Below are 24,160 nucleotides of genomic sequence, written 5' to 3'. Positions count from 1 at the left end.
CGGAAAGGACGCCAGATGCAGGGATTAGTACTGCAGCTGACGCGCGCCGGATTTTTAATGTTGTTATGGGTGTTCATCTGGTCGGTGTTGCGGATCTTGAAGACCGACATCTACGCGCCGACCGGCGCTGTCATGGTGCGTCGCGGCCTGACATTGCGCAGCACGTTGCTGCCTTCGCGCCAGCACCGACACGCCGCGCGCTACCTGGTGGTGACCGAAGGGTCGCTGGCGGGCGCGCGCATCACGCTGAGTGGGCAGCCGGTGCTGATCGGGCGGGCTGACGACTCCACCGTGGTGCTGACCGACGACTACGCCTCGACACGGCACGCCCGGCTTTCGCAACGCGGCTCGGAATGGTACGTCGAGGATCTAGGATCGACCAACGGCACCTACCTCGACAGGGCGAAGGTGACGACTGCGGTACGAGTCCCAATCGGAACGCCGGTTCGGATCGGCAAGACAGCAATCGAGTTGCGCCCGTGACACTGGTCCTGCGATACGCCGCCCGCAGTGATCGCGGCCTGGTACGCGCCAATAACGAAGACTCCGTCTACGCGGGTGCACGGCTCCTGGCCCTAGCCGACGGCATGGGCGGCCACGCCGCCGGCGAGGTGGCCTCCCAGCTGGTGATTGCCGCGCTTGCGCACCTCGACGATGACGAGCCCGGGGGCGACCTGCTGGGCAAGCTCGATACGGCTGTCCGCACCGGCAACTCCGCGATCGCCGCACAGGTCGAGATGGAGCCCGATCTCGAGGGCATGGGCACCACGCTCACTGCCATCCTGTTCGCCGGCAACCGGCTGGGGCTGGTGCACATTGGTGACTCACGTGGCTACCTATTGCGCGACGGCGAGCTGACCCAGATCACCAAGGACGACACCTTCGTCCAAACCCTGGTCGACGAAGGCCGGATCACCGCTGAGGAGGCGCACAGCCATCCGCAACGCTCGCTGATCATGCGTGCATTGACCGGTCACGAGGTCGAGCCCACCCTCACGATGCGCGAAGCGCGCGCCGGGGACCGTTACCTGCTTTGCTCGGACGGACTGTCCGACCCGGTGAGCGACGAAACCATCCTCGAGGCGCTGCAAATTCCCGACGTCGCCGAAAGCGCCTACCGCCTCATCGAATTGGCGCTGCGCGGTGGTGGCCCGGACAACGTGACCGTGGTGGTCGCCGATGTCGTGGACTACGAATACGGCCAGACTCAGCCGATTCTCGCCGGCGCGGTTTCCGGCGAAGACGAACACGCAACCTTGCCGAACACGGCGGCCGGCCGCGCCTCCGCCATCGGACCGCGCAAAGACGTCGCCAAGCGGCCTGCCCCGCCCGTCGAACCGCCGAGCCGGTCTCGATGGTCGCGGTGGCGGCTGCCGCTGATCGTGGCACTCGTCGTGCTCGTGCTGATCGCTGGTCTCGTCATCGGGTGGTCGGTCATCCAGCAGCACTACTACGTCGCCGAATACGAGGGCAAGGTGTCCCTCATGCACGGGGTTCAGCAAGCCGGGCTGGGCTTTCTGCGAGACGCCGATTCAGTAGTCTGCGTCGACGCCAACAACAAATGGCATCTGATCCCGTACGCCCAATCCGGAGGTCCACACCCCGACTGCAAGCTGGTCACCCTTCAAGATTTGAGTCAGAGCGGACGGGCATCGGTTCAAGCGCTGCCGGGAGGTTCCCGGCAAGATGCCAACAATCAGCTGAAGAAATTGTTGGACGAGAACCTGCTGAAAGTCTGCCCGCCGCGCAGCACACCTGCAGAGCCGTCGGAGCCACAGCCGAGCGGTTCGGAAACCACCCCACCCGCCACGACAAGCACCACGCCTTCTACCGTCGGCCCAGCTCCCGGCCCCCGTTCCACAAGTCCAGCGACCACTACCACGTCGTCCAGCCCCCCCTCGTCACCGGTAAGCACATCTCCGGGACCGCCGCCTAAGTTGGGCGTCGACTGCCGGAACGCGGTATGACGACGCAAGTCCAGCCTCCGGTGACGGTGACGCCTCCGTTGCCGACTCGGCGCAACGCCGAACTGCTGCTGTTGTGCTTTGCCGCCGCGATCACCGTCGCCGCGCTGCTCATCGTGGAGGCCAACCAGGAGCGGGGCCTGCACTGGGATCTGGCCGGCTACGGGCTGGCGTTTCTGACCGTATTCGGTTGCGCGCATCTGGCCATCAGGCGCTCGGCTCCCTACACCGATCCGCTACTGCTGCCCACAGTCGCTTTGCTCAACGGCCTTGGTCTGGTGATGATCCACCGGCTCGACCTCGCCGACAAGTCGACCCACGCGCACCGTCATCCCGGAGCAACTCAGCAGATGCTGTGGACCCTGGTCGGTGTGGGCGCGTTCGCTCTCGTGGTGACCTTCCTGAAAGACCACCGACAGCTCGCGCGGTACGGCTACGTGTCCGGAGTGACCGGTCTGGTGATGTTGGCGATTCCCGCGCTGCTGCCCGCATCGCTGTCCGAGCAGTACGGCGCCAAGATCTGGATCCAATTTCCAGGGTTCTCGACACAGCCGGCCGAGTTCTCCAAGATTCTGCTGCTGATCTTTTTCTCTGCCGTGCTGGTAGCCAAGCGCGGCCTGTTCACCAGTGCCGGCAAGCACGTGATGGGCATGAACCTGCCGCGCCCACGAGACGTCGCACCGCTGCTGGCAGCTTGGGTGATCTCGATCGGCGTGATGGTTTTCGAGAAGGACCTCGGCACTTCGCTGCTGCTCTATGCGTCGTTTCTGGTGGTGGTATATCTGGCCACCCAACGCTTCAGCTGGGTCGTCATCGGGTTGGTGCTATTCGCCGCGGGAAGCGTTGTGGCGTACTACGTTCGCCGTCACGTCCGGGTTCGCGTGCAGATGTGGTGGGACCCTTTCTCCGATCCCGACGGCAGTGGCTATCAGATGGTGCAGTCTCTCTTCAGCTTTGCTACGGGCGGTATTTTCGGCACCGGGCTGGGCAACGGCCAGCCCGACACCGTGCCCGCCGCGTCGACCGATTTCATCACCGCCGCATTCGGCGAAGAGCTTGGGCTGGTCGGGTTGGCCAGCCTGTTGATGCTGTACACGATCGTCATCGTGCGCGGCATGCGCACCGCGATTGCCACCCGCGACAGCTTCGGCAAGCTGCTGGCCGCCGGCCTGGCGTCGACGCTGGCCATTCAGCTGTTCATCGTGGTCGGCGGCGTCACCCGGCTCATCCCGCTGACCGGGTTGACCACTCCGTGGCTGTCCTACGGCGGTTCGTCGCTGGTGGCCAACTACGTGTTGCTGGCCATTCTGGCGCGCATCTCGCACGGCGCCCGGCGACCATTGCGCACCCGCCCGCGCACCAAGACGACACCGGTCGCAAAGGCCACCACTGAGGTGATCCAGAAGGTATGAACACCTCTCTCCGCCGGATCTCGGTGACCGTGATGGCGTTGATCGTGCTGCTGTTGCTCAACGCCACGTATACGCAGGTGTTCACCGCCGACGGACTGCGTGCCGACCCCCGCAATCAGCGAGTTCTGCTTGACGAGTATTCGCGGCAGCGGGGGCAGATCACCGCGGGTGGCCAGTTGCTGGCTTTCTCGATGGCCACCGACAACCGCTTCCGCTTCCTGCGGAAATACCCCAGCCCCGAGATGTATGCGCCGGTCACCGGCTTCTACTCGCTGCGCTACTCCAGCACCGGCCTGGAACGGGCCGAGGACGCGCTGCTGAACGGATCCGACCAGCGGCTGTTCGGGCGCCGCCTCGCCGACTTCTTCACCGGTCGCGATCCGCGCGGCGGCAACGTCGAAACCACGCTGAACCCGCGGGTCCAGAAGGCGGCTTGGGACGCCATGCAGCAGGGTTGCGGCGGTTCGCCGTGCAAGGGCGCCGTCGTCGCCCTGGAACCGTCGACGGGCAAGATTCTGGCGCTGGTGTCGGCGCCGTCCTATGACCCCAACCGGCTGGCTTCACACGATCCCGACGAGCAGGCGCGGGCCTGGCAGCAATTTCGGGACAGTCCGGAGTCACCGATGACCAATCGCGCCATCTCCGAGACGTATCCGCCCGGGTCCACGTTCAAAGTGATCACCACCGCGGCCGCCCTGCAGGCCGGCATCAAAGATGACCAGCCGTTGACCGCGGCGGCCAAGGTCCAGTTGCCGGACAGCAAGGCGATGCTGGAGAACTACGGCGGCACCCCGTGCGGCAGCGGCGAGACCGTCCCGCTGAGCAAGGCATTCGCTTTGTCCTGTAACACCGCGTTCGTAGATTTAGGCCTCACCATCGGCCCCGACGCCCTGCGCAGCACGGCGCATTCGTTCGGACTGGACACCATACCGAGCGTGATCCCGCTGCAGGTCGTACAATCAACCGTCGGGCCAATTCCCGACCGCGCGGCGCTCGCAATGTCGAGCATCGGCCAGAAGGACGTCGCGCTGACCCCGCTGCAGAACGCGGAAATCGCCGCGGCCATTGCCAATGCCGGGGTGATGATGCAGCCGTATCTGGTCGATAGCCTCAAGGGGCCAGACCTGACCAAAATCAGCACAACCGCCCCATATCGGCAGCGGCAGGCGGTGTTGCCGCAGGTCGCCGCTAAGCTAACAGAGCTGATGGTCGGCGCCGAGAAGGCCGCACAACAGAAAGGGGCCGTTCCCGGCGTGCAGATCGCTTCCAAAACCGGTACCGCAGAGCACGGCACCGACCCCCGCCATACGCCACCGCACGCGTGGTACATCGCATTCGCGCCCGCGCAGAAACCGCAGGTTGCGTTAGCCGTGGTGGTGGAGGACGGCGGCGATCGCCAGTCCGCGACCGGCGGCGCGCTCGCCGCGCCGATCGGGCGAGCCGTGATCGCAGCCGCACTGCAGGGGGGACCATGAGCCCACGAGTTGGTGTGACCCTGTCCGGCAGGTACCGCCTGCAGCGCCTGATCGCCACGGGTGGCATGGGGCAAGTCTGGGAGGCGGTGGACAGCCGGCTGGGCCGGCGCGTCGCGGTCAAGGTACTCAAGCAGGAGTTTTCTCAGGACCCCGAGTTCATCGAGCGGTTCCGCGCCGAGGCACGGACAACCGCAATGCTCAACCATCCGGGGATCGCTCAGGTCCACGACTACGGCGAGAGCCAGATGAACGGCGAGGGCCGCACCGCGTACCTGGTGATGGAGCTGGTCAACGGTGAGCCGCTGAACTCGGTGATCAAGCGCACCGGCCGGCTGTCGTTGCGGCACGCGCTGGACATGCTCGAGCAGACCGGCCGGGCCCTGCAGGTCGCGCACGCCGCCGGTCTGGTCCACCGGGACGTCAAACCGGGCAACATCATGATCACGCCTACCGGGCAGGTGAAGATCACCGACTTCGGCATCGCCAAGGCCGTCGACGCCGCGCCGGTGACCCAGACCGGCATGGTAATGGGTACCGCTCAATACATCGCACCGGAACAGGCTCTGGGCCATGAGGCAACCCCTGCCAGTGACGTCTATGCGCTGGGAGTCGTTGGCTACGAGGTGGTTTCGGGTAAGCGACCATTCACCGGTGACGGCGCGCTGACGGTGGCGATGAAGCACATCAAGGAGCCCCCACCGCCGCTGCCGACCGAGCTGCCGGCCAATGTGCGGGAACTGATCGAGATCACCCTCGTCAAGAATCCCCAGATGCGCTACCGCAGCGGGGGACCGTTCGCCGACGCCGTCGCCGCGGTACGGGCCGGACGCCGCCCGCCGCGGCCCAGCCAGTCACCGCCGCCGGGCCGGGCCTCACCGGCTGCCATCCCGTCGGCCGCGCCGGCCAGGGTCGCTTCCACCACGAGCAGTCGCACTCCGGCCACCGGCCGGTCTCGCCCGTCGACAGGCGGTCGCCGCCCACCGGCACGGCGCACCTTCTCGTCTGGGCAACGCGCGCTGCTCTGGGCCGCCGGGGTGCTCGGAGCGCTGGCGATCATCATTGCGGTGCTCATCGTGATCAATTCCCGCGGTACAAACGAGTCGCCCACCCCAACCGTCACCGACACCGGAACTCCACCGGCAGGCAACACTCCCAGCGGTTTGGCGCCTGACCATCCGCCGCTGAATTGGACGGATCGTGCAGAAGCGGGTAATTCTGGACGTCATCCGGCCGAACTCGACTGGGTTGTCCGGTTGGTGCCGCAACCCAGGCCGTCGCCGGCCCCACACGAAACGCCGCAATGACTACCCCTCAGCACCTGTCCGACCGCTATGAACTGGGCGACATCCTCGGTTTCGGGGGTATGTCCGAAGTTCATCTGGCCCGCGACCTTCGCTTGCATCGCGACGTCGCGGTAAAGGTGCTGCGCGCGGATCTGGCCCGCGACCCCAGCTTCTACCTGCGCTTCCGGCGTGAGGCGCAAAACGCCGCGGCGCTGAATCACCCGTCCATCGTGGCGGTGTACGACACCGGCGAGGCGGAAACGGCGACGGGTCCGCTGCCCTACATCGTCATGGAATACGTCGAAGGCGTCACGCTGCGCGACATCGTGCACACCGATGGTCCACTGCCGCCCCGGCGGGCGATCGAGATCATCGCCGACGCCTGCCAGGCGCTGAACTTCAGCCACCAGAACGGCATCATCCACCGCGACGTCAAGCCGGCGAACATCATGATCAGCGCGACCAACGCGGTCAAGGTGATGGACTTCGGCATCGCCCGCGCCATCGCCGACGGCGGCAACAGCGTCACCCAGACCGCGGCGGTCATCGGCACCGCTCAATACCTGTCGCCCGAACAAGCCCGCGGCGACTCCGTCGACGCGCGATCCGACGTCTATTCGCTGGGCTGCGTTCTCTACGAAATCATCACCGGCGAGCCACCTTTCACCGGCGACTCACCCGTCTCGGTGGCCTACCAGCATGTCCGCGAAGACCCCGTTCCTCCGTCGCAACGGCACGAGGGTATCTCCGCCGACCTCGACGCCGTCATTCTCAAGGCGCTGGCCAAGAACCCCGACAACCGCTATCAGACCGCCGCGGAGATGCGTGCCGACCTGGTTCGGGTGCACAACGGCGAGACACCCGAGGCTCCCAAGGTGCTCACCGACGCCGACCGCAGTTCGCTCGGTGGCGGTTTCGGGGGGCCCCGCACCGATCCGCTGCCTCGCCAGGTCTTCGACGACGACGGCGACCGCGCCGGCGGTTCGATCGGCCGCTGGGCGGCGGTGGTCGCCGTGCTGGCGGTGCTGACGATCGTTGTCGTCATCGGCTTCAACACATTCGGCGGCAGCACCCGAGACGTTCAGGTGCCCGACGTGCGCGGTCAGGTGTCCGCCGACGCGATCGCCTCGCTGCAGAACAAGGGTTTCAAGACGCGCACCCAGCAGAAGCCCGACCCGACCATCCCGGCCGACCACGTCATCGGCACCGAGCCAGGCGCCAACACATCGGTGGGTGCGGGCGACGTGATCACGATCAACGTCTCCACCGGTCCTGAGCAACGCGAAATACCCGACGTTTCCTCGATGACCTACTCCGAGGCGGTCGACAAGCTGAAGCGGGCCGGGTTCAGCAAGTTCAAGCAGGAGAGCCGCGCGTCGCCACCCGAGATGGCGGGCAAGGTCACCGCGACGAGTCCTCCGGCCAGCCAGTCGTACGCGATCACCCAAGTCATCACCATCATCGTCGGCTCCGGACCGGAGACCAAGCAGATCCCGGACGTCAAGGGCCAGACGGTTGACGAGGCGCAGAAGAATCTCGGCCTCTACGGGTTCACCAAGATCACCCAGGCCGAGGTGGACAGCCCCAAGCCGCGCGGCGAGGTGATCGGCACCAATCCGGCAGCGGGCCAGACGGCGGCCGTCGACTCGCCGCTCCAGCTGCAGATCTCCAAGGGCAACCAGTTCGTCATGCCGGATCTGAAGGGCAAGTTCTGGACTGACGCGGAGCCACTGCTAAAGGCGCTGGGCTGGACCGGGGTGCTGATCCCGGGACCCGAAGTGGACGCTGGCGGCTCTCAGCAGCACAGGGTCGTATCGCAGAGTCCGTCCGCCGGTACCGGGGTCAACTTCAACGGCAACATCACGCTGAGTTTCGGTCAGTAGCCGCAACTTCCGCCGGCAGGTGTGGCCGCACTGCGGCCAGGACCTCGCTTTCCAATCGGCGTACCAGGGTGTCGTCGCGCGCCCATCCGCAGTAGTTGAGCCAGTTGGCGAGCATCCGATGGCCCCCCTCGGTCAGGATCGACTCGGGGTGGAACTGGACGCCGTGGATCGGCAGTTCGGCGTGCCGCACACCCATGATCACGCCGCTGCGGGTGTGGGCCGTGACCTCCAGCACCGTCGGCAGCGACTCCGGCAGGATGGTCAGCGAGTGGTACCGCGTCGCGGTGAACGGATCCGGGAGCCCTTGCAACACACCGGCATTCGTATGGAAGACGCGACTGGTCTTGCCGTGCAACAACTCCGGGGCACGGTCGACGGTGGCGCCGAAGGCGACGCCGATGGCCTGATGTCCCAGGCAGACCCCGAGAAGCGGGGTCCGCGTCGCAGCGCAGGCACGGACCAGACTGATCGACACGCCGGCGCGTTCCGGGGTGCCTGGACCCGGGCTCAGCAACACGCCGTCGAACTGCTCGACGGTAGCGGTGTCGTCGGACAGCCGGGCGTCGTCGTTGCGCCACACCTGGGCCTCGACACCGAGCTGTCCGAGGTATTGCACCAGGTTGAAGACGAAACTGTCGTAATTGTCGACGACCAGGATCCGCATCAGGTCAGGTTACCGTCAGTAGCCGATGGGCCCCGCGGGCTGGGCGAAGTGCATCCGGACCGGCTCGGTGCGCCCGACGATCTGCACGTCGGGCTTGACCTCTTCGCGGTAACCGAGGCCGAACCGGACCACGTACTGCTTGTACAGGCTCACCAGCGGAGCGGCAGCGAGGGCGGCCTGCATCGCCGCCGCGTTGCCGATCGCGGTGATCGTGTAGGGCGGGCTGTACGTGCGGCCGTTGAGCAACAGGGTGTTTCCGACACAGCGCGGCATGGAGGTCGCGATGATCCGCTGGTCCTGCATCTGGATCGCCTCGGCGCCTGCGCTCCACATCGCGTTGAGGACGGCCTCGATGTCCTGCTGGTGCACCACCAGGTCGTCGGGGGACGCGTCGCGCGGAAAACGGCCGTTAGCGTCGCGCTGCGCGTCGTTGAGGGTCACCACCAGGCCCGGCCCATGGACCGGGTTCATGTCCGCGTCAGCGGCCAGTTCGGCGGACCGCCTCCGCATCGCTTTCAACGCGGCGTCCGACGACCGTCCGTGCGAAGCGTCGATCTTGCCGGCGAGCTGGTTGCGTTCGGCCTCCAGACGGCTCACTGATGACCGTGTCTCACGAACCAGGTCGACCAGGCGCGGCGCATCACTGCGACGGATTTCGGCGCCGCCGGATACCCCATGCGTGGCAGCCAGCAGCACGCCGGCCAGCAGGCACACCAACGGCACGCCGAAACGCCAGGCTGAGCGGCGCGCGACTTGCGCACCTTGCGCACCTTTCACGGACGCTCCGTTCCCTGGTTGCGGTGCCAGATGGGTTAGTCTCGTAGCCAAGCTATAGCCTGGGCGTGCCCTAGGCATGCACTAGTTATCGTTGCATCCGAGCCGCTCAATGCGTTGATCACCTAGTCCCCGAGGTAGCCCGAGGTAATCATGCCCAAATCAAAGGTCCGCAAGAAGAGCGACTTCACCGTCAGCGCGGTGAGCCGCACGCCGGTGAAAGTCAAGGTCGGACCATCGAGCGTGTGGTTCGTCGCGCTGTTTGTCGGCCTGATGCTGATCGGCCTGGTCTGGTTGATGGTGTTCCAGTTGGCTGCCGTGGGTAGCCAGGCTCCGACCGCGCTGCACTGGATGGCAGAACTCGGGCCGTGGAACTACGCCATCGCGTTCGCTTTCATGATCACCGGTCTGTTGCTCACGATGCGCTGGCACTGAGCAACCTTAGACGCGTGATGAATTCATTTGCATGCCTCTTCTTTACTGAGCCAGCAACTTTCGGGTCCTTCAATCACACGCGTGTGATTCATCCCCACTGTTGATAGCGCTTGTGGATAACTGCATCGGCAGTGGTCGGAGGGTGTAGAAACCCCATGCAGCAAACTCACTGGGAGCCTCCTGCGGCTGGAATTGCTGGTTGCGGCGTTGCGGGCGTCGTGATGGCTATCGCTTGTGTGACCGTGGTCACAGATCCGCCGGGGCGGGTTATGGCGGGCATTGCCGCACTGGGTTTGATCTTGTTTGCGGGCTTCTCATGGCGCGCGCGTCCAAAGCTGGCAATTACCACCGAAGGCCTGGCCGTGCGGGGGTGGTTCCGGACGCAACTATTGCAGCGTTCCGACATCAAGATCATCCGGATCATCGAGTTCCGCCGCCTGGCCCGCAAAATGCGGCTACTCGAGGTCGAGACGGCCAACGGAGATCTGACCGTCTTCTCCCGCTGGGACCTTGGGACCGATCCGTTGGACGTGCTCGACGCGCTCACCGCCGCCGGCTTGGCCGGCCGCCCGGAAGACCCGTAACCGGCTCTCCCTGAAGAGCTACGCGCCGCTTAGGAGATCGTGATCGACTCGATGACGACCGGCTCGGCGGGCCGGTCGTTGGCGTCGGTGGCCGTCGTCGCGATCGCGTCGACGACGCGCTGCGACTCGGGATCGGTCACCTCGCCGAAGATCGTGTGGCGCCGGTTCAGGTGGGGAGTCTGTCCGACGGTGATGAAGAACTGTGAGCCGTTGGTGCCCGGACCCGCGTTGGCCATCGCCAGCAGGTAGGGCTTGTCGAACTGCAGCTCGGGATGGAACTCGTCAGCGAACTTGTAGCCCGGGCCGCCGCGCCCCGTCCCGGTCGGATCGCCGCCCTGGATCATGAAGCCGTTGATCACCCGGTGAAAGACCGCGCCATCGTAGAACGGACCCGAGGGGCCGCCCGACGCATTCTGCGTCGAGTACTCCTTGGTTCCCTGCGCCAGGCCGACGAAGTTGGCGACGGTCTTGGGCGCGTGGTTTCCGAACAGGGCGATCTTGATGTCACCGCGGTTGGTGTGCAGGGTGGCGGTGGCGGTCTGATGAGGGCTGTTGGTCACGGGATCACAGTCTGCCATTAGGCGGGCGCGTAGCCCCACCGGGTGTCACTCGATGCGGCATGCCCGCAATGGGCCCACGAGCGGCCGCAATGGTGGCAGTCTGTGGAGTATCCAGCCAGGACTTAGACAGAGCACGGAAAGGCGGCAGATGAGCGCGAAGACGGAAGCGCGGATGACCCCTCAAGAGCGGTTGACCCGCGGCCTGACCTACTCGGCGGTGGGACCGATGGACGTCACACGAGGCCTTGCCGGGATCGGGTTGCATTCCGCGCAATCCGGCGCCTCTGCGCTTCGCCGCCGTTACCAGGAAGGCAGGCTGGCCCGGGAACTGGCTGCTGCCCAGGAATCGCTTGCTCAGGAACTGGCCGCCGCGCAAGAGGTTGTCACCAACCTGCCGCAGGCATTCCAGGAGGCGCGCCGGTCCCGACGTCACGGCAAGCGACCGTGGTTGATCGCCGGGGCCGCCGTTGCGACCCTGGCCGTCGGTGCCGTCACGTTCAGCATCGTGCGGCGCTCGATGCGTCCGGAGCCGTCGCCCCGCCCGCCGAGCGTGGACGTCCAACCGCGGCCGTAGGCCTGTCCATTTAGCTGTTGATCTATGCCAAAGCCATAACTTCATGGTGAGGAATTTCCTTTTCCGAAGTTGAATACTCGGTTTACTCACGACAAATTCATACGACTCAGCGTGAGTTATTTAGTTTTCTGGTGCGCAGTATTCAAATCTCCATATCGAACGCACATATTCGGCGTGCGGGCAGTCCATTTCGAATGGAAAAGATATGATCGACCTGAGTCTTGGCTATAAGCCGTGCTCAGGGCCGTTTCGGATGGATTCAGTCCGCTGAATGGACGGGTGCGCTGTTTATATCTTCCCTACCAACCGCTCTGGTCGTTTTGAAAGGGAAGCCAATGTCGTTCGTAATTGCATATCCAGAGAAACTGGCGGCCGCGGCCAGCAATCTGCAGTCGATCGGTGCGGCCTTCAGCGCCGGCAATGCGGCCGCGGCCGGCCCGACCACCGGAGTCGTTCCGGCCGCCGCTGACGAAGTATCCGCACTGACGGCCGCGCAGTTCGCCGCTCATGCGCACCGGTATCAGGCGCTGAGTGCTCAGGCAACGGCGATTCATCACTTGCTGGTGGCCACGCTGGCGGCCGGCGCGGCGTCCTATGCGGAAACCGAGGCCGCAAACGCCGCAGCGGTCTGAGCCGGCCGAGCGAGAAAGGGAGACAGCAGAAGTGGACTACGGGCTGTTACCGCCGGAAGTCAACTCCGGTCGAATGTACACCGGTCCAGGGCCGGGTTCGTTGTTGGCCGCCGCTGTGGGCTGGGGTGAACTCGCCGTTGAATTGCATTCGACCGCGGCCGCGTACCAGTCCGTGATTTCCTCGTTGACCAGCGGTCCGTGGCTGGGTCCGGCATCAGCGGCTCTGGTGACGGCGGTAGCTCCATACGTGGGATGGTTGCAAAGCAGCGCGGCGCGGACCGAGTCGGCTGCGGGCCAGGCGTCGGCCGCGGCGGCGGCGCACGAGACGGCCTTCGCGATGACTGTGCCTCCTCCGGTGATCGCGGCTAATCGCGCATTGCTGGCGACGTTGATCGCGACGAATTTGTTGGGGCAGAACACCCCGGCCATCGCTGCCACGGAGGCCGCTTACTTCGAAATGTGGGCTCAGGACGCGGCGGCGATGTACACGTATGCGTCGTCGTCGTCGGCAGCCGCACAATTGAGCGATTTCGACGAGCCGGCACAAGTGGCCGATCCGAACGGGTTGTCCGGGCAAGCCAGGGCGGTCGCCGCGGCCGCCGAGAATTCCACCCAGTCCGGCGCGCAAAACGCGCTGGCGAATTTGAGCCCGGATTCGATCAACGGCGCCTTGAAGAGTCTCACCGCACCCCTGACGAGCAAGACGATCGACGACTGGATCGTGAACAACACGGTGCTGGATGACTTCATCATGCTGTACACCAAGTACGTCGGTCCCTTCATGCCGACGGCGACGTCGACGGCGCAGAGTACCAACGCGATTGTTGCCGTGACGTCGTTCATGAAGGGCCTGGTTCCGGCGGCCGCGTCGGCGGCTAAGGCAGCCGAAGGCGCCGCTAATGCGTTGGGCGCAGCGGCGGCTCAAAGCGCAGGAACCGGCGCCGCGGGCATTGCGGCAAGCGTGGGGCGCGCGCTTCCGTTGGGTGTGCTGTCGGTCCCGCCGAGCTGGGCGCCCGTGACTGCCGTGACCAACCCCGGGGTAGGGGCGCTGACCAGCGCCGTCGCCCCGACCGCCGCAGAAGGGATCGGTGGCCTGCCGATGGCGCCCTTCGGACCGATATTCGCGCAAGGCGCTGGGCGCAATCTGCCGACGTACGGATTCCGTCCAGCGGTGATGGCCAAGCCACCGGCCGCAGGGTAGTGGCTGCGGGCTGCGTTAGCGGTCGGTCGCAGAAAGTTCATTCTGCGGTGAACCGCCCATGCCAAAAAGCGGAGCCAAAAAGTGGAGCCTAGGGGAATCGAACCCCTGACACCTGCCTTGCAAAGGCAGTGCTCTACCAACTGAGCTAAGGCCCCTCGTTGTCACGGGGTGAGTCATCGGGTGTGTCCGTTGCCGCCACATGCCACACCTCGACACCGCGTCGTGACCGCACTACCGCCGCCACCACAGCGAGCGCTGCCAGCAGCAATGCGAGCCTCACACAACGTCTTGACGAGCACATGGTTGTGGGCCTAGGAGGACTCGAACCTCCGACCTCTTCGTTATCAGCGAAGCGCTCTAACCGCCTGAGCTATAGGCCCGTACGCGCGTACGACCGAGCGACGAGATTACCGCAATCGTCTCCCCACTCCCAAAAGCAGCGCGACTAGTCGCGATCGGCGAGGGTTACTTCGATGCCGCCGATCAGGTCGGTGGCCAGGTTGTAGATGAACGCCGCGATCGTCGCCATCGAGGTCAACAGGACGATATTGACCAGGCCGATCAGGACTGCGCCGCCGAAGATGGTCCCGCTGGAGACCAGTTCACCGGCGCTGCCGCTGGTGTTGTTCAGCAGGTCACCGACGTTGCTGTTGAGTTTGGCCCACACGCCCATGCCGCCGAGCACCAGGTAGAGGAACGCCACCGCGATCATCCAGACGAAGAACAACGCCACCGAGAGCACCAACGACACCTTCAAGGTGCTCCACGGATCGATCCGGCGGATCTGCATGCTGGCCCGCACCGGACCCCTGGTCCGACGCGATACCTGAACCCGAGATTCCCTGGTGTCCTTGCCCTCGCGGGCTTCGCGAGCCTCCCGGACCTCCCGGGCTTCGCGGGCCTCCCGGCTTTCCGTGGTCCTCGCCCGGCCTGTGGCAGACGTCGCGGAAGTATCCGCAGCGCGGTCGGAGGCGGTTTTACGCGGCGGGGGGAGCGGCCCGGACAGATCGGGCAACTCGCTGGCGTAGGCCTCGGCCGGCGGCCCGTCGCCACGAGCCGGTGCGGCGTCGAATTCGCGGGTTTCGTTCGTCGCGTGCGCGGGTGAGCCGGTCGAGGTGCCGGATATAAAGCGGTTCAGTCGTGCGTCGATCCCGCTAGGCGGGCTCGACGACCTCGGCTCGGCTGCTTCGGATGCGGCTCGACTCGGCTTGGATGCGCGGGTGGCACCGCGCTGCCACGGTGGCGAGTCTCCGGTATCCGCGCTGCGACCGGTCGGTTCCGACGTCGCCCGGTGTGTACCGGTGCGCTCGACCGAACCATCCCCATTCGCGTTGTCGCTCTGTTTGGGGGAGCCCGACTCGTTCGGTGAGTTCACCCAGACTCCTAACCTGTGTACCCAGGCCAGCCTGGGCAGTGCAGTCGCACTATTCCTGGCCGGGCTGAAACCGAACTACCCCGGGCCGCGTCGTGGCCCGCATCGTCGTCCGGGTGCAGCTTACTTACCCGACTCCTCCGCACCGTCGGTTTCCCCGCCATTCTCGTCGCCGCTTTCTTCGGCGTTGCGTGCGATGGCTAACAGTGTGTCGCCCTCGCCCAAGTTCATCAAGCGAACGCCCTTGGTTTGCCGTCCCGCCTTGCGGACCTGGCGGGCCGCCGTCCGGATCACACCGCCCCCTGAGGTGATGGCATACAGCTCGCTGTCGTCGTCGACTATCAACGCCCCAACCAGCCTGCCACGCCGACGGTCGTACATGACAGTCAGCACGCCCTTGCCACCGCGGCCCTGCACCGGGTACTCCTCGATCCCGGTCCGTTTGGCGTACCCGCCAGACGTCGCGACCAGCAGGTAGGTGCCCTCACGGACGACGTTCAGCGACAGCAGCCGGTCGTCGGTGTTGAAGCGCATGCCCTGCACACCGGAAGTGGCGCGGCCCATCGGCCGCAGCGCCTCGTCGGTGGCCGAAAACCTGATCGATTGGCCGTTGGCCGACACCAGCAGCAAGTCATCGTCGGCCGAGCACAGCACCGCCCCGACCAGTTCGTCTTCGCCGCGCAGGTTGATCGCCACGATTCCGCCCGAGCGGTTGGAGTCGAAGTCGGTCAGCTTGGACTTCTTGACCAGGCCGTTCTGGGTGGCCAGCACCAGGTAGGGGGCATCCTCGTAGCTCTTGATCTGGATGACCTGGGCGATGCGCTCCTCGGGCTGGAAGGCCAGCAGGTTGGCGACGTGCTGGCCCCGCGCCGTGCGGGACGCCTCCGGCAGCTCGTAGGCCTTGGCCCGGTACACCCGGCCCTGGGTGGTGAAGAACAGGATCCAGTCGTGAGTCGAGCAGACGAAGAAGTGCCGGACGATGTCGTCCTGCTTCAGGCCGGCACCCTGAACTCCCTTTCCGCCGCGCTTCTGACTGCGGTACAGGTCGGTCTTGGTGCGTTTGGCGTATCCGGTCTCGGTGATGGTGACGACGACGTCCTCGCGGGCGATCAGGTCCTCGTCGCTGACCTCGCCGTCTGCCGCGATGATCCGGGTACGACGGGCGTCCCCGTGCTTTTCGACGATCTCGCCGAGTTCGTCGCGCACGATGCCGCGCTGACGCTCGGGTTTGGCCAGGATGTCTTCCAGGTCGGCGATCTCGGCTTCGATCTTGGCCAGGTCGTCGACGATGCGCTGGCGTTCCAGTGCGGCCAGCCGTCGCAGCTGCATGTCCAGGATGGCCTGGGCCTGGATTTCGTCGATGTCGAGCAGTTCGATCAGTCCGGCCCGGGCGATGTCGACGGTTTCCGACGCCCGGATCAGCGCGATGACTTCGTCCAGCGCGTCGAGCGCTTTGACCAGCCCGCGCAGAATGTGGGCCCGTTCGTTGGCCTTGCGCAGCCGGTAGGTGGTGCGCCGGACGATGACGTCGAGTTGATGTTCGACGTAGTAGCGGATCATCTGATCCAGGCGCAGCGTGCGCGGCACCCCGTCGACGATCGACAGCATGTTGGCGCCGAAGCTGGTCTGCAGCTGGGTGTGCTTGTAGAGGTTGTTGAGCACGACCTTGGCGACGGCATCGCGCTTGATCTCGACGACGATGCGCAGGCCTACCCGGTCGCTGGACTGATCTTCGATGTTGGAGATGCCGGCCAGCTTGCCGTCGCGCACCTGCTCGGCGATCGAGGTGATGAAGTTGTCGTGGTTGACCTGATAGGGCAGCTCGGTGATGACCAGCGAGGTCCGGCCGCGCGAATCTTCTTCTACCTCAACAACTCCGCGCATCCGAATGGAACCGCGGCCGGTCTTGTACGCGTCGTGGATGCCCTGGGATCCGACGATCAGCCCAGAGGTGGGGAAGTCGGGGCCTTTGACCCGATCCATGACGGCGGCCAGCGTCGCCTCTTCGTCGGCGTCGTAGTTGTCCAGCGCCCAGAAAACGGCCTCGGCCAGCTCGCGCAGGTTGTGCGGCGGGATGTTGGTCGCCATGCCCACCGCAATGCCGCCCGAGCCGTTGGCCAGCAGGTTGGGGAAGCGGCTGGGCAGTACCGTGGGCTCCTGCACTCGCCCGTCGTAGTTCGGGATGAAATCGACTGTCTCCTCGTCGATTTCACGCAGCATCTCCATTGCCAACGGAGTCAGGCGTGCCTCTGTGTTGTGGCTGACGAATCCGTTGGTCAGAAATGCGTGGTCTTCGGTGTCGACGCGCAGGCTGTATACCGACTGCACGCCGGCTTCGGTGACCGAGGCGACGCGTGCGTAGTAGAACCGGCCGTCGGTGAGGTCTGTGGCGATGGCGCGGACATCGGGATCGGCGATGTGCGAAAGGATTTCGTCGCCGCGGATACGCCAACGCTGAATGCGGTCGATATTATGGCGGTTGAGCCAATCCTTATCGACCCAGCGGCTACCACTGTGCTTGCGGATAAAGCGCGCGAGGCCCGGAACGTGATCGCTGTCCATTCCGGCACACGGCGGCATGGATGACAGGATGCCGACGAGCTTTTGCTGCTTAGCGCCACCGAAACCGATTTGTGTCGCAAATAATTCGGCTTGGGCGCGATTGGTGATGACCACCTTATACTCGCCGACGGCATGCCGGTACCGGCGGGACACCACACCGAATTCCAACAGCATCTGCTGCACGTCTCGAGCCAGCCGCTGACTAAGAGTCGAGTAGGAGATTTGAATGGTGTTCCGCGGCAGGGCAGAGCAGGATCCATCGCCCTCGAAGAGTGCCTGTAAGAACACGCGCTTGATGGCGGCAGGGGAGTGCCACAGCCACTCTGGCACGTACTTGTCCGCCGATCGTTGCCCGCACACGTTGCCAAGCCGTGTCTTCCGGAGTTCGGCGAGGTTGTGGATATCAAGCTCGTGCAATATCGACCCGGAGGCGATCGTCCGCGAGGACACGTAACGCCGCCCACCGACGACCGCGTCGTACGCACCGACGACCATGTCGAAGTAGTCGCGGTCGAGGTTGTTAAATCCGGCGCGCGTCTCGGATACGTAGCCCTCGCTGATGAATGCTCCCAACAAGAGCGCTTCCATCACGTCGTGCCAGTCCGCCGGCCCGAACTCCACCGGCGGGGTGCGCTGCAACACGACATGGTCATCGGGCCGGACCTCTTCGATCAGCTTCCACAACAGCGTCGGGACACCACCGACATCGATAAGGCAGAGCAACGGGTGGTTCGCGGTGCCGGTGACTTCATAACCTTCGGCCGTGCGCACCGTATAGGTCTGATGATCGCCCGAATGAAACAACCGATCGGCTACGACCGGATTGCCATGGCGGTCCAGGATCTTGAGGTCGACCGGGTTATCCGAATTGGGCGTCGCACCCGCGACCACATCGCCAATCCGAACTGATTGCCCAAACGGCAACCGCACCAATGCATCCCCGGAGAGGCAATAGCGCATCGCCGCTGGTGGGTCGTTGCCCGGCGAGCCGAAGTTGCCTTGGCCATCGACCAACGGATAACGCAGCGACCACGGTTGCGCCATCCGCACCAGGGTGTCGTAGATCGACGCATCGCCGTGCGGGTGGTAGTTGCCCATCGTCTCGGCCACCGAACGCGCCGACTTCGCGTGGCTGCGGTCCGGCCGGAACCCGGAGTCGTACATGGCGTACAGCACCCGGCGGTGCACTGGCTTGAGTCCGTCGCGCACCTCGGGCAGCGCGCGGCCCACGATCACGCTCATCGCGTAATCGATGTAGCTGCGCTGCATCTCCTGCTGGATGTCGACCGGTTCTATCCGATCGACGGGTTCGTCCCCCGGTGGCAGCGTGGTGTCAGTCATCTATTCCTCAGTCGCTTGGTCGAACGCGGCCTGGTTACACGTCCAGGAAACGAACATCCTTGGCATTGCGTGTGATAAAGCTGCGGCGGGCGTCAACGTCCTCGCCCATCAGAATGGAGAACAACTCGTCGGCGGCGGCGGCGTCGTCGAGGGTCACTTGACGCAGCACCCGCACCGAAGGGTCCATCGTCGTTTCCCACAACTCTTTAGCGTCCATCTCACCCAGACCCTTATAGCGCTGGATGCCGTCTTCCTTGTTGATCTTCTTGCCGGCCTTCAGTCCGGCCTCCAGCAGACCGTCGCGTTCACGGTCGGAGTAGGCGAACTCCGGATCGGAGCGCTGCCACTTCAACTTGTACAGCGGCGGCTGCGCCAGGAACACGTGTCCGTTCTCGATGAGCGGCCGCATGAAGCGAAACAGCAAGGTCAACAACAAAGTTGAAATGTGCTGGCCGTCGACATCGGCGTCGGCCATCAGCACGATCTTGTGGTAGCGCAACTTGGTGATGTCGAACTCGTCGTGAATCCCGGTGCCCAACGCGGTGATGATGGCCTGGACTTCGGTGTTCTTCAGCACTCTGTCGATGCGGGCCTTCTCGACGTTGATGATCTTGCCGCGCAGCGGCAGGATCGCCTGGAACATCGAGTCGCGGCCACTCTTGGCCGAGCCGCCAGCCGAATCGCCTTCCACCACATACAGTTCGGACTTTCGCGGGTCGGTCGAACGGCAGTCGGCCAGCTTACCGGGTAGTCCACCAAGATCGGTAGCGCTCTTGCGGCGCACCAACTCTCGTGCCTTGCGCGCCGCGATGCGGGCCTGAGCCGACGACACCGCCTTGTTCACAACGGTTTTCGCTTCGGTCGGGTTGGCTTCGAACCAGTGCGTGAGCTGTTCGTTGCAGACCTTCTGCACGAACGACTTGACCTCGGTGTTACCCAGCTTGGTCTTGGTCTGACCCTCGAACTGCGGTTCGCTCACCTTCACCGAAATCACCGCGGCCAAACCCTCGCGGATGTCGTCGCCGGTGAGGTTGGGATCTTTGTCTTTGAGTAGCTTCTTGTCCTTGGCGTACTTGTTCACCACCGACGTGAGCGCGCTGCGGAAACCCTCTTCGTGGGTACCGCCCTCGTGGGTGTTGATGGTGTTGGCGAAGGTGTGCACCGATTCCGAATATCCGCCGTTCCACTGCATCGCGATTTCGACTTCGTGGCCGTCGCCCTTTCCCTCGAAGGCGACGACACTCTGCTGGATAGGGCTCTTGGTGCGGTTGATGTGCTTGACGAAGTCCATCAAGCCGCCGGGGTAGTGGAACGTGCGGTGCTTAACCTTATGCGGCGCAGTCTCTTCGGCGGCCTTCTCCTCGGCCGACTTGGGTGCCTCGGCGGTATCGCTGACGACCTCCTCGACAACCTCGTCCTGCTCTACCCGTTCGTCGGTCAGATTGATCGTCAGACCCTTGTTGAGAAACGCCATCTCCTGGAGCCGACGCGCCACGGTCTCGAAGTCGTACTCGATGGTTTCGAAGATTTCCGGATCGGCCCAAAACCTGATGGTGGTCCCGGTTTTTTTGGTCGCCTCACCCTGTTTGAGGGTTCCGGGCACAGCGTGGTCATAGAACTGCGACCACTCGTGCCCGTCGCGTTTGATATCGACTTCCAGCCGGGTCGACAGCGCGTTGACCACTGACACACCGACACCGTGCAAACCACCGCTGACGTTGTAGCCGCTGTTCTCACCGCCGAACTTGCCGCCGGCGTGCAGCTGGGTCATCACCACGTCAACGGTGGGGGCGCCAGTTGCGTGCATGGCGACCGGAATGCCCCGTCCGTTGTCGATGACCTCGACGCTGCCGTCATCGAGCAGGCGCACGTCGACCTGACTGGCATAGCCGGCCATCGCCTCGTCGACCGAGTTGTCGACCACCTCCCAGATGAGATGGTGCAAACCACGCTCGCCGGTGGACCCGATATACATGCCCGGACGTTTGCGGACGGCCTCAAGACCCTCGAGGACGGTGATTTGTTCGGCGCCGTAGTTGGCTTGGGGCTTCTTCCTCTGGGCAGCCACGGTCGGAATGTTCTCCTTGGGGTTGCATGCGAGCGGTTCAGTCACCGCAGCGGTCGCATTCGTCCACTCTACCGTGAGCGACCGTCAGCACCGATTTTCTGGGCGCGTTTCCACCTATCTGATTGCGCCGTGCGCTTGACATCTCCGTTCAGGTCGCGTCCCGACGTTTGCCGAGGGAATCCGTTTCGTTCTGGCGGCTCTGAGCCCGCTATGGTATGACGTCGCGGCGCGCCCCAAGGTTCCTACCCGTAGGTGTCGCGCGGGCCCCGCCCGGCGATGTGCCGTGGCCCCTTTCGCCACGACGGTGCAGCCGGCCCGGTGATGCGTAACGACGTCACTACACCGTTGCCGACCGCCGCGGCGATCTTGGCCAACAGCTGGGCCTGGATCATCCGCAACTGGGTCGCCCACGCCGTCGATTCAGCCGCCACGCTGAGCACGCCATCGTTCAGGCCGGTCGGCGTGGCGTGGTCGGCGATCTGCTGACCGACCACCGACCGCCACTGACCCAGAACCGTGCCCTCGGCCACCTGCGCGGACCAGCCGCGTTTTTTCGCCAGGTCACGGGTCAACCTGCCCAGCGGCTGCGGGTCACGCGAATCGGGCCCCGGGCCCGACCAGCTGCGCCGCTGGCCTGCGACGCGGCGTGGTGTGAGCGACGACGCGCGGCCCCGTCCAGAGTCCTTGCCCTGCGCGCGGGCCGCCGCCCGTGCTTCTTCGAGGGTCCGGCGCACCAAGTCGATACCCGCCAGCTCGCTTGGCTGTTCCGCAGGCTGCGATCCCTCGCCAAGCACATCGCCTAACACATCGTCGCGATCGGTCACGATTACACCACCGACATCCGTCCGGAATCATCGTCACGCATCTCGATCGGCACCCGTCTAGCATCCCAATCGGCCGGCAGGTCCTCCAGCACCGCCGCGGTTACCAGCACCTGCTCCGCGGACTCGGCCACCGCGCCCAGCGCACGGCGGCGGGCGGTGTCGAGTTCAGCGAAGACGTCATCGAGCAAGAGCACCGGGTCACCGCCGTCGGCGCGCAACAACTCGTATGCGGCCAATCGCAACGCCACCGCGAACGACCACGATTCCCCATGGCTGGCAAAGCCTTTGGCGGGTTGATTGCCGAGCCGCAACTCCAAGTCGTCACGATGCGGCCCGACCAGACACATGCCGCGTTCCAATTCAGCGGGACGACGTGCCGACAACCCGGCCAGCAACGCCGCCTCGAGATAATCCCGTTCGGCCTCCGGGTCGGTCCCGATATCCAGGCTGGCGCGGTAGCCGATCGAGGCGGATCGCGACCCCGGTGCCAACAGCTGGTAGGCCTTCTCCACCTGCGGCGCCAGCTGGTTGGTCAACGCGATGCGAGCAGCCATCAATTCAGCGCCGTGCTCGGCCAACCGGCTGTCCCAGACGTCAAGGGTGTCCAAGGCACTTTGATCGCCGCGATGGCGTGCCCCGGACAACGATTTCAACAGGGCCGTGCGCTGCCGCAAGACCTTGTCGTAATCGGCGCGCACCCCGGCGATCGCCGGGCGCCGCTGCGTCGCAAGCTCGTCCAGATAGCGCCGCCGCTCCGAGGGATCGCCGCGCACCAACGCCAAATCTTCCGGAGCAAACAGCACTGCCCGCAAAACCCCGATCACCTCGCGGGTACTGCGCACCGGCGAGCGGTTCAATCGCGCCTTGTTGGCCCGCCCGGCGGCGATCTCCAGGTCGACCGCGCATTCGCGGCCCTCGTTCACCACGATCGTCGACACCACCGCCCGGTCCGCGCCGGCCCGGATCAACGGCACGTCGGTCCCGACCCGATGCGAGCCAAGCGTAGCCGAATACCACAGTGCTTCAACCAGATTCGTCTTACCAAAACCGTTCGGACCGACGAACACCGTCCGGCCCGGATGCAGTTCGAGGTCGGCGTGCGCCCAGGACCGGAAGTCGCGCAGTCCTAAATGCCGGACGTACACCTAACCCGGCAACCGGACCGGCATCAACAGGTAGACGTAATCCGTTGGCAGCGCGGCGAAGGGGCCGTTACCGGTCGGGTGGTCTTCTTCGGAGGCCGGACGCAGCAAAGCGGGCTTGCCAGGCGTGGTGAAACCGAACGACACCCGTTCGGAATGCACCGATCCGAGCCCGTCGGTCAGATACGTCGGGTTGAACGCGATCGTCAGCGGTTCTCCGGCAAAGTCCACGGCAAGATCTTCTTCGGCACGGCCCACGTCGTCGGCTCCCGCCGACAGCCGCAACATGCCATCGCCGAATTCCATGCGGACCTGCGCACCGCGATCCGCCACCAATGCCACCAGCTTGATGGCCTCGGTCAACTCGGCGACGTCGATAGTGGCCACCGCGGTGTGCTCGGCCGGCAACAGCTGCCGGAACTTCGGGAATTCCGCATCCAGCAGCCGGGTGGTGCTGCGCTTACCGTTGCCGCTGATGCCAAGCAGGCCGTCCTTGCCCACTCCCGTGCCAGCGCCCAACGACAGCCGAACTTCCGAACCGTCCATGCCCGACTTGGCCGCTTCTGCGAACGTCCTCGCCGGCACCAGCACCGAGGCCTCGATGTCAGGCGACAACGCCGACCAAGTCAGTTCACGCACCGCCAGACGGAACCTATCGGTGGCGGCCAACACCACCGTGTCCCCCGAAATTTCCACCCGAATGCCGGTCAACATGGGCAACGTGTCGTCGCGGCCGGCCGCAATGGCAACCTGGTTGATCGCCTCGGCGAACAAATCCGCAGGTAAGGTACCGGTCTCGTCGGGCAGCGTGGGCAGCGTGGGGTAATCCTCGACCGCCATCGTGGGCAGGGAGAACTTGGCACTGCCGCAGGTCAAGGACAGCCGATTGCCGTCGACGTAACAGTCGACGGGTTTGTCCGGCAACGCCCGGGCGATGTCGGACAACAACTTGCCGGATACCAAAACGCTTCCAGGAGAAGCGATTTCAGCTGCAACCTGCGCCTCGGCGGACACCTCGTAGTCGAATCCCGAGATTGTCAGACCGTCTTCCGAGCCGGTCAGCAGCACGCCGGAGAGCACCGGCACCGCGGGCCTGGTGGGCAGATTCTTTGCCACCCAGGACACGGCGTCGGCGAAGGACTCTCGGACCAAACGAAATTTCAAGTCGGTGAGGTTGGCTCTCGTCGTCGCCGCGTCCATAGCGTCCCTTCACCATGAGTTCGAGTTGAGTGACTAGCCAAACCGCAAAGTTCTCGGTAAGCAGTCGAAGAACAACCGTAAAGCTTCTGGCCCCAACTTGAAAGCTAAACGGCAAGGGTGACAACCGGGCAACCAAGGCCCGTGTGAGAGCCGTTCAGCCGCGCGTCCCCAGGCCTGTTCTTCAAAGAAGAAATGACGAAGAGATTGAAG

The 24,160-nt window shown here is 64.8% G+C and carries 20 protein-coding genes and 2 tRNA genes; 11 read left to right on the top strand and 11 right to left on the bottom strand.

Annotated elements, in window-relative coordinates; translation table 11 throughout:
* Positions 1-15: 15 nt before the first annotated feature.
* Genes AC5Y21_RS19805 through pknB form a run of 6 tightly spaced genes read left to right on the top strand, consistent with a single transcriptional unit; the run spans position 16 to position 8,017 of the window.
* Positions 16-483, top strand: coding sequence for an FHA domain-containing protein FhaB/FipA (locus AC5Y21_RS19805; RefSeq protein WP_499914901.1), 468 nt, complete (start codon positions 16-18; stop codon positions 481-483).
* On the top strand, positions 480-1,967 hold the full coding sequence (locus tag AC5Y21_RS19800) for a PP2C family protein-serine/threonine phosphatase (RefSeq protein WP_499914900.1): 1,488 nt from the start codon (positions 480-482) through the stop codon (positions 1,965-1,967). Before AC5Y21_RS19805 ends, AC5Y21_RS19800 begins: the two co-directional genes overlap by 4 nt.
* Complete coding sequence (locus AC5Y21_RS19795) at positions 1,964-3,376, top strand: FtsW/RodA/SpoVE family cell cycle protein (RefSeq protein WP_499914899.1); 1,413 nt, start codon at positions 1,964-1,966, stop codon at positions 3,374-3,376. The genes AC5Y21_RS19800 and AC5Y21_RS19795 overlap by 4 nt, the downstream gene beginning before the upstream one ends.
* Positions 3,373-4,851, top strand: coding sequence for a D,D-transpeptidase PbpA (gene pbpA, locus AC5Y21_RS19790; RefSeq protein ID WP_499914898.1), 1,479 nt, complete (start codon positions 3,373-3,375; stop codon positions 4,849-4,851). The genes AC5Y21_RS19795 and pbpA overlap by 4 nt, the downstream gene beginning before the upstream one ends.
* Complete coding sequence (locus tag AC5Y21_RS19785; RefSeq protein ID WP_499914897.1) at positions 4,848-6,155, top strand: serine/threonine-protein kinase; 1,308 nt, start codon at positions 4,848-4,850, stop codon at positions 6,153-6,155. The genes pbpA and AC5Y21_RS19785 overlap by 4 nt, the downstream gene beginning before the upstream one ends.
* Positions 6,152-8,017, top strand: coding sequence for a Stk1 family PASTA domain-containing Ser/Thr kinase (pknB, locus tag AC5Y21_RS19780; protein ID WP_499914896.1), 1,866 nt, complete (start codon positions 6,152-6,154; stop codon positions 8,015-8,017). The genes AC5Y21_RS19785 and pknB overlap by 4 nt, the downstream gene beginning before the upstream one ends.
* Here pknB and AC5Y21_RS19775 read toward each other — a convergent pair.
* The gene (locus tag AC5Y21_RS19775; RefSeq protein ID WP_499914895.1) at positions 7,995-8,681 is read right to left on the bottom strand and encodes an aminodeoxychorismate/anthranilate synthase component II; all 687 of its coding nucleotides are present in this window, start codon (positions 8,679-8,681) and stop codon (positions 7,995-7,997) included. The genes pknB and AC5Y21_RS19775 overlap by 23 nt on opposite strands.
* A gap of 15 nt (positions 8,682-8,696) precedes the next feature.
* On the bottom strand, positions 8,697-9,458 hold the full coding sequence (locus AC5Y21_RS19770; RefSeq protein ID WP_499914894.1) for a DUF881 domain-containing protein: 762 nt from the start codon (positions 9,456-9,458) through the stop codon (positions 8,697-8,699).
* Between the two features lie 150 nt (positions 9,459-9,608).
* Here AC5Y21_RS19770 and crgA point away from each other — a divergent pair, with 150 nt between their 5' ends.
* Both crgA and AC5Y21_RS19760 read left to right on the top strand, forming a co-directional pair.
* Positions 9,609-9,890 carry a cell division protein CrgA gene (gene crgA / locus AC5Y21_RS19765; RefSeq protein ID WP_499914893.1) on the top strand — a complete coding sequence of 94 codons (282 nt, stop codon included), beginning with the start codon at positions 9,609-9,611 and terminating at the stop codon, positions 9,888-9,890.
* A 155-nt stretch (positions 9,891-10,045) separates the two neighbouring features.
* Positions 10,046-10,474 (top strand): PH domain-containing protein, encoded by a 429-nt coding sequence (locus tag AC5Y21_RS19760; RefSeq protein WP_499914892.1) that lies wholly within the window; start codon positions 10,046-10,048, stop codon positions 10,472-10,474.
* 29 nt (positions 10,475-10,503) lie between these two features.
* On the opposite strand, the gene AC5Y21_RS19755 is transcribed toward AC5Y21_RS19760, so the two are convergent.
* Entirely contained in the window at positions 10,504-11,052 is a 549-nt protein-coding gene (locus AC5Y21_RS19755; protein WP_499914891.1) for a peptidylprolyl isomerase, read from the bottom strand.
* 130 nt (positions 11,053-11,182) lie between these two features.
* Between AC5Y21_RS19755 and cwsA the strand changes: the two genes are divergently transcribed.
* The 3 genes from cwsA (at position 11,183) to AC5Y21_RS19740 (ending at position 13,441) form a co-directional block, all read left to right on the top strand.
* On the top strand, positions 11,183-11,608 hold the full coding sequence (gene cwsA / locus AC5Y21_RS19750; RefSeq protein ID WP_499914890.1) for a cell wall synthesis protein CwsA: 426 nt from the start codon (positions 11,183-11,185) through the stop codon (positions 11,606-11,608).
* Positions 11,609-11,943: 335 nt separating this feature from the next.
* Positions 11,944-12,240, top strand: a complete 297-nt coding sequence (locus AC5Y21_RS19745; protein ID WP_499914889.1) for a PE family protein — start codon at positions 11,944-11,946, stop codon at positions 12,238-12,240.
* 31 nt (positions 12,241-12,271) lie between these two features.
* A complete protein-coding gene (locus tag AC5Y21_RS19740; RefSeq protein ID WP_499914888.1) occupies positions 12,272-13,441 on the top strand; it encodes a PPE family protein in 1,170 nt (389 codons plus the stop codon).
* Between the two features lie 82 nt (positions 13,442-13,523).
* Here AC5Y21_RS19740 and AC5Y21_RS19735 read toward each other — a convergent pair.
* From AC5Y21_RS19735 to dnaN, 8 genes are all read right to left on the bottom strand, one after another.
* A tRNA-Ala gene (locus tag AC5Y21_RS19735) sits at positions 13,524-13,596 on the bottom strand.
* Positions 13,597-13,747: 151 nt separating this feature from the next.
* Positions 13,748-13,821: transfer RNA gene (locus AC5Y21_RS19730), tRNA-Ile, on the bottom strand.
* Positions 13,822-13,886: 65 nt separating this feature from the next.
* On the bottom strand, positions 13,887-14,816 hold the full coding sequence (locus tag AC5Y21_RS19725; protein ID WP_499914887.1) for a DUF3566 domain-containing protein: 930 nt from the start codon (positions 14,814-14,816) through the stop codon (positions 13,887-13,889).
* A gap of 120 nt (positions 14,817-14,936) precedes the next feature.
* The gene (gene gyrA, locus AC5Y21_RS19720; RefSeq protein WP_499914886.1) at positions 14,937-18,716 is read right to left on the bottom strand and encodes an intein-containing DNA gyrase subunit A; all 3,780 of its coding nucleotides are present in this window, start codon (positions 18,714-18,716) and stop codon (positions 14,937-14,939) included.
* Positions 18,717-18,750: 34 nt separating this feature from the next.
* A complete protein-coding gene (gene gyrB / locus AC5Y21_RS19715; protein WP_499914885.1) occupies positions 18,751-20,784 on the bottom strand; it encodes a DNA topoisomerase (ATP-hydrolyzing) subunit B in 2,034 nt (677 codons plus the stop codon).
* Between the two features lie 242 nt (positions 20,785-21,026).
* On the bottom strand, positions 21,027-21,578 hold the full coding sequence (locus AC5Y21_RS19710) for a DUF721 family protein (RefSeq protein ID WP_499914928.1): 552 nt from the start codon (positions 21,576-21,578) through the stop codon (positions 21,027-21,029).
* A 32-nt stretch (positions 21,579-21,610) separates the two neighbouring features.
* Entirely contained in the window at positions 21,611-22,753 is a 1,143-nt protein-coding gene (recF, locus tag AC5Y21_RS19705; RefSeq protein ID WP_499914884.1) for a DNA replication/repair protein RecF, read from the bottom strand.
* Complete coding sequence (dnaN, locus tag AC5Y21_RS19700; RefSeq protein ID WP_499914883.1) at positions 22,754-23,950, bottom strand: DNA polymerase III subunit beta; 1,197 nt, start codon at positions 23,948-23,950, stop codon at positions 22,754-22,756. It lies immediately after the preceding gene.
* Between the last annotated feature and the right edge of the window lie 210 nt (positions 23,951-24,160).

The organism is Mycobacterium sp. NGS41 (genome assembly GCF_059812725.1).
Note: the sequence above shows the minus strand (reverse complement) of the source record. Positions and strands in the feature narration are given on the sequence as shown.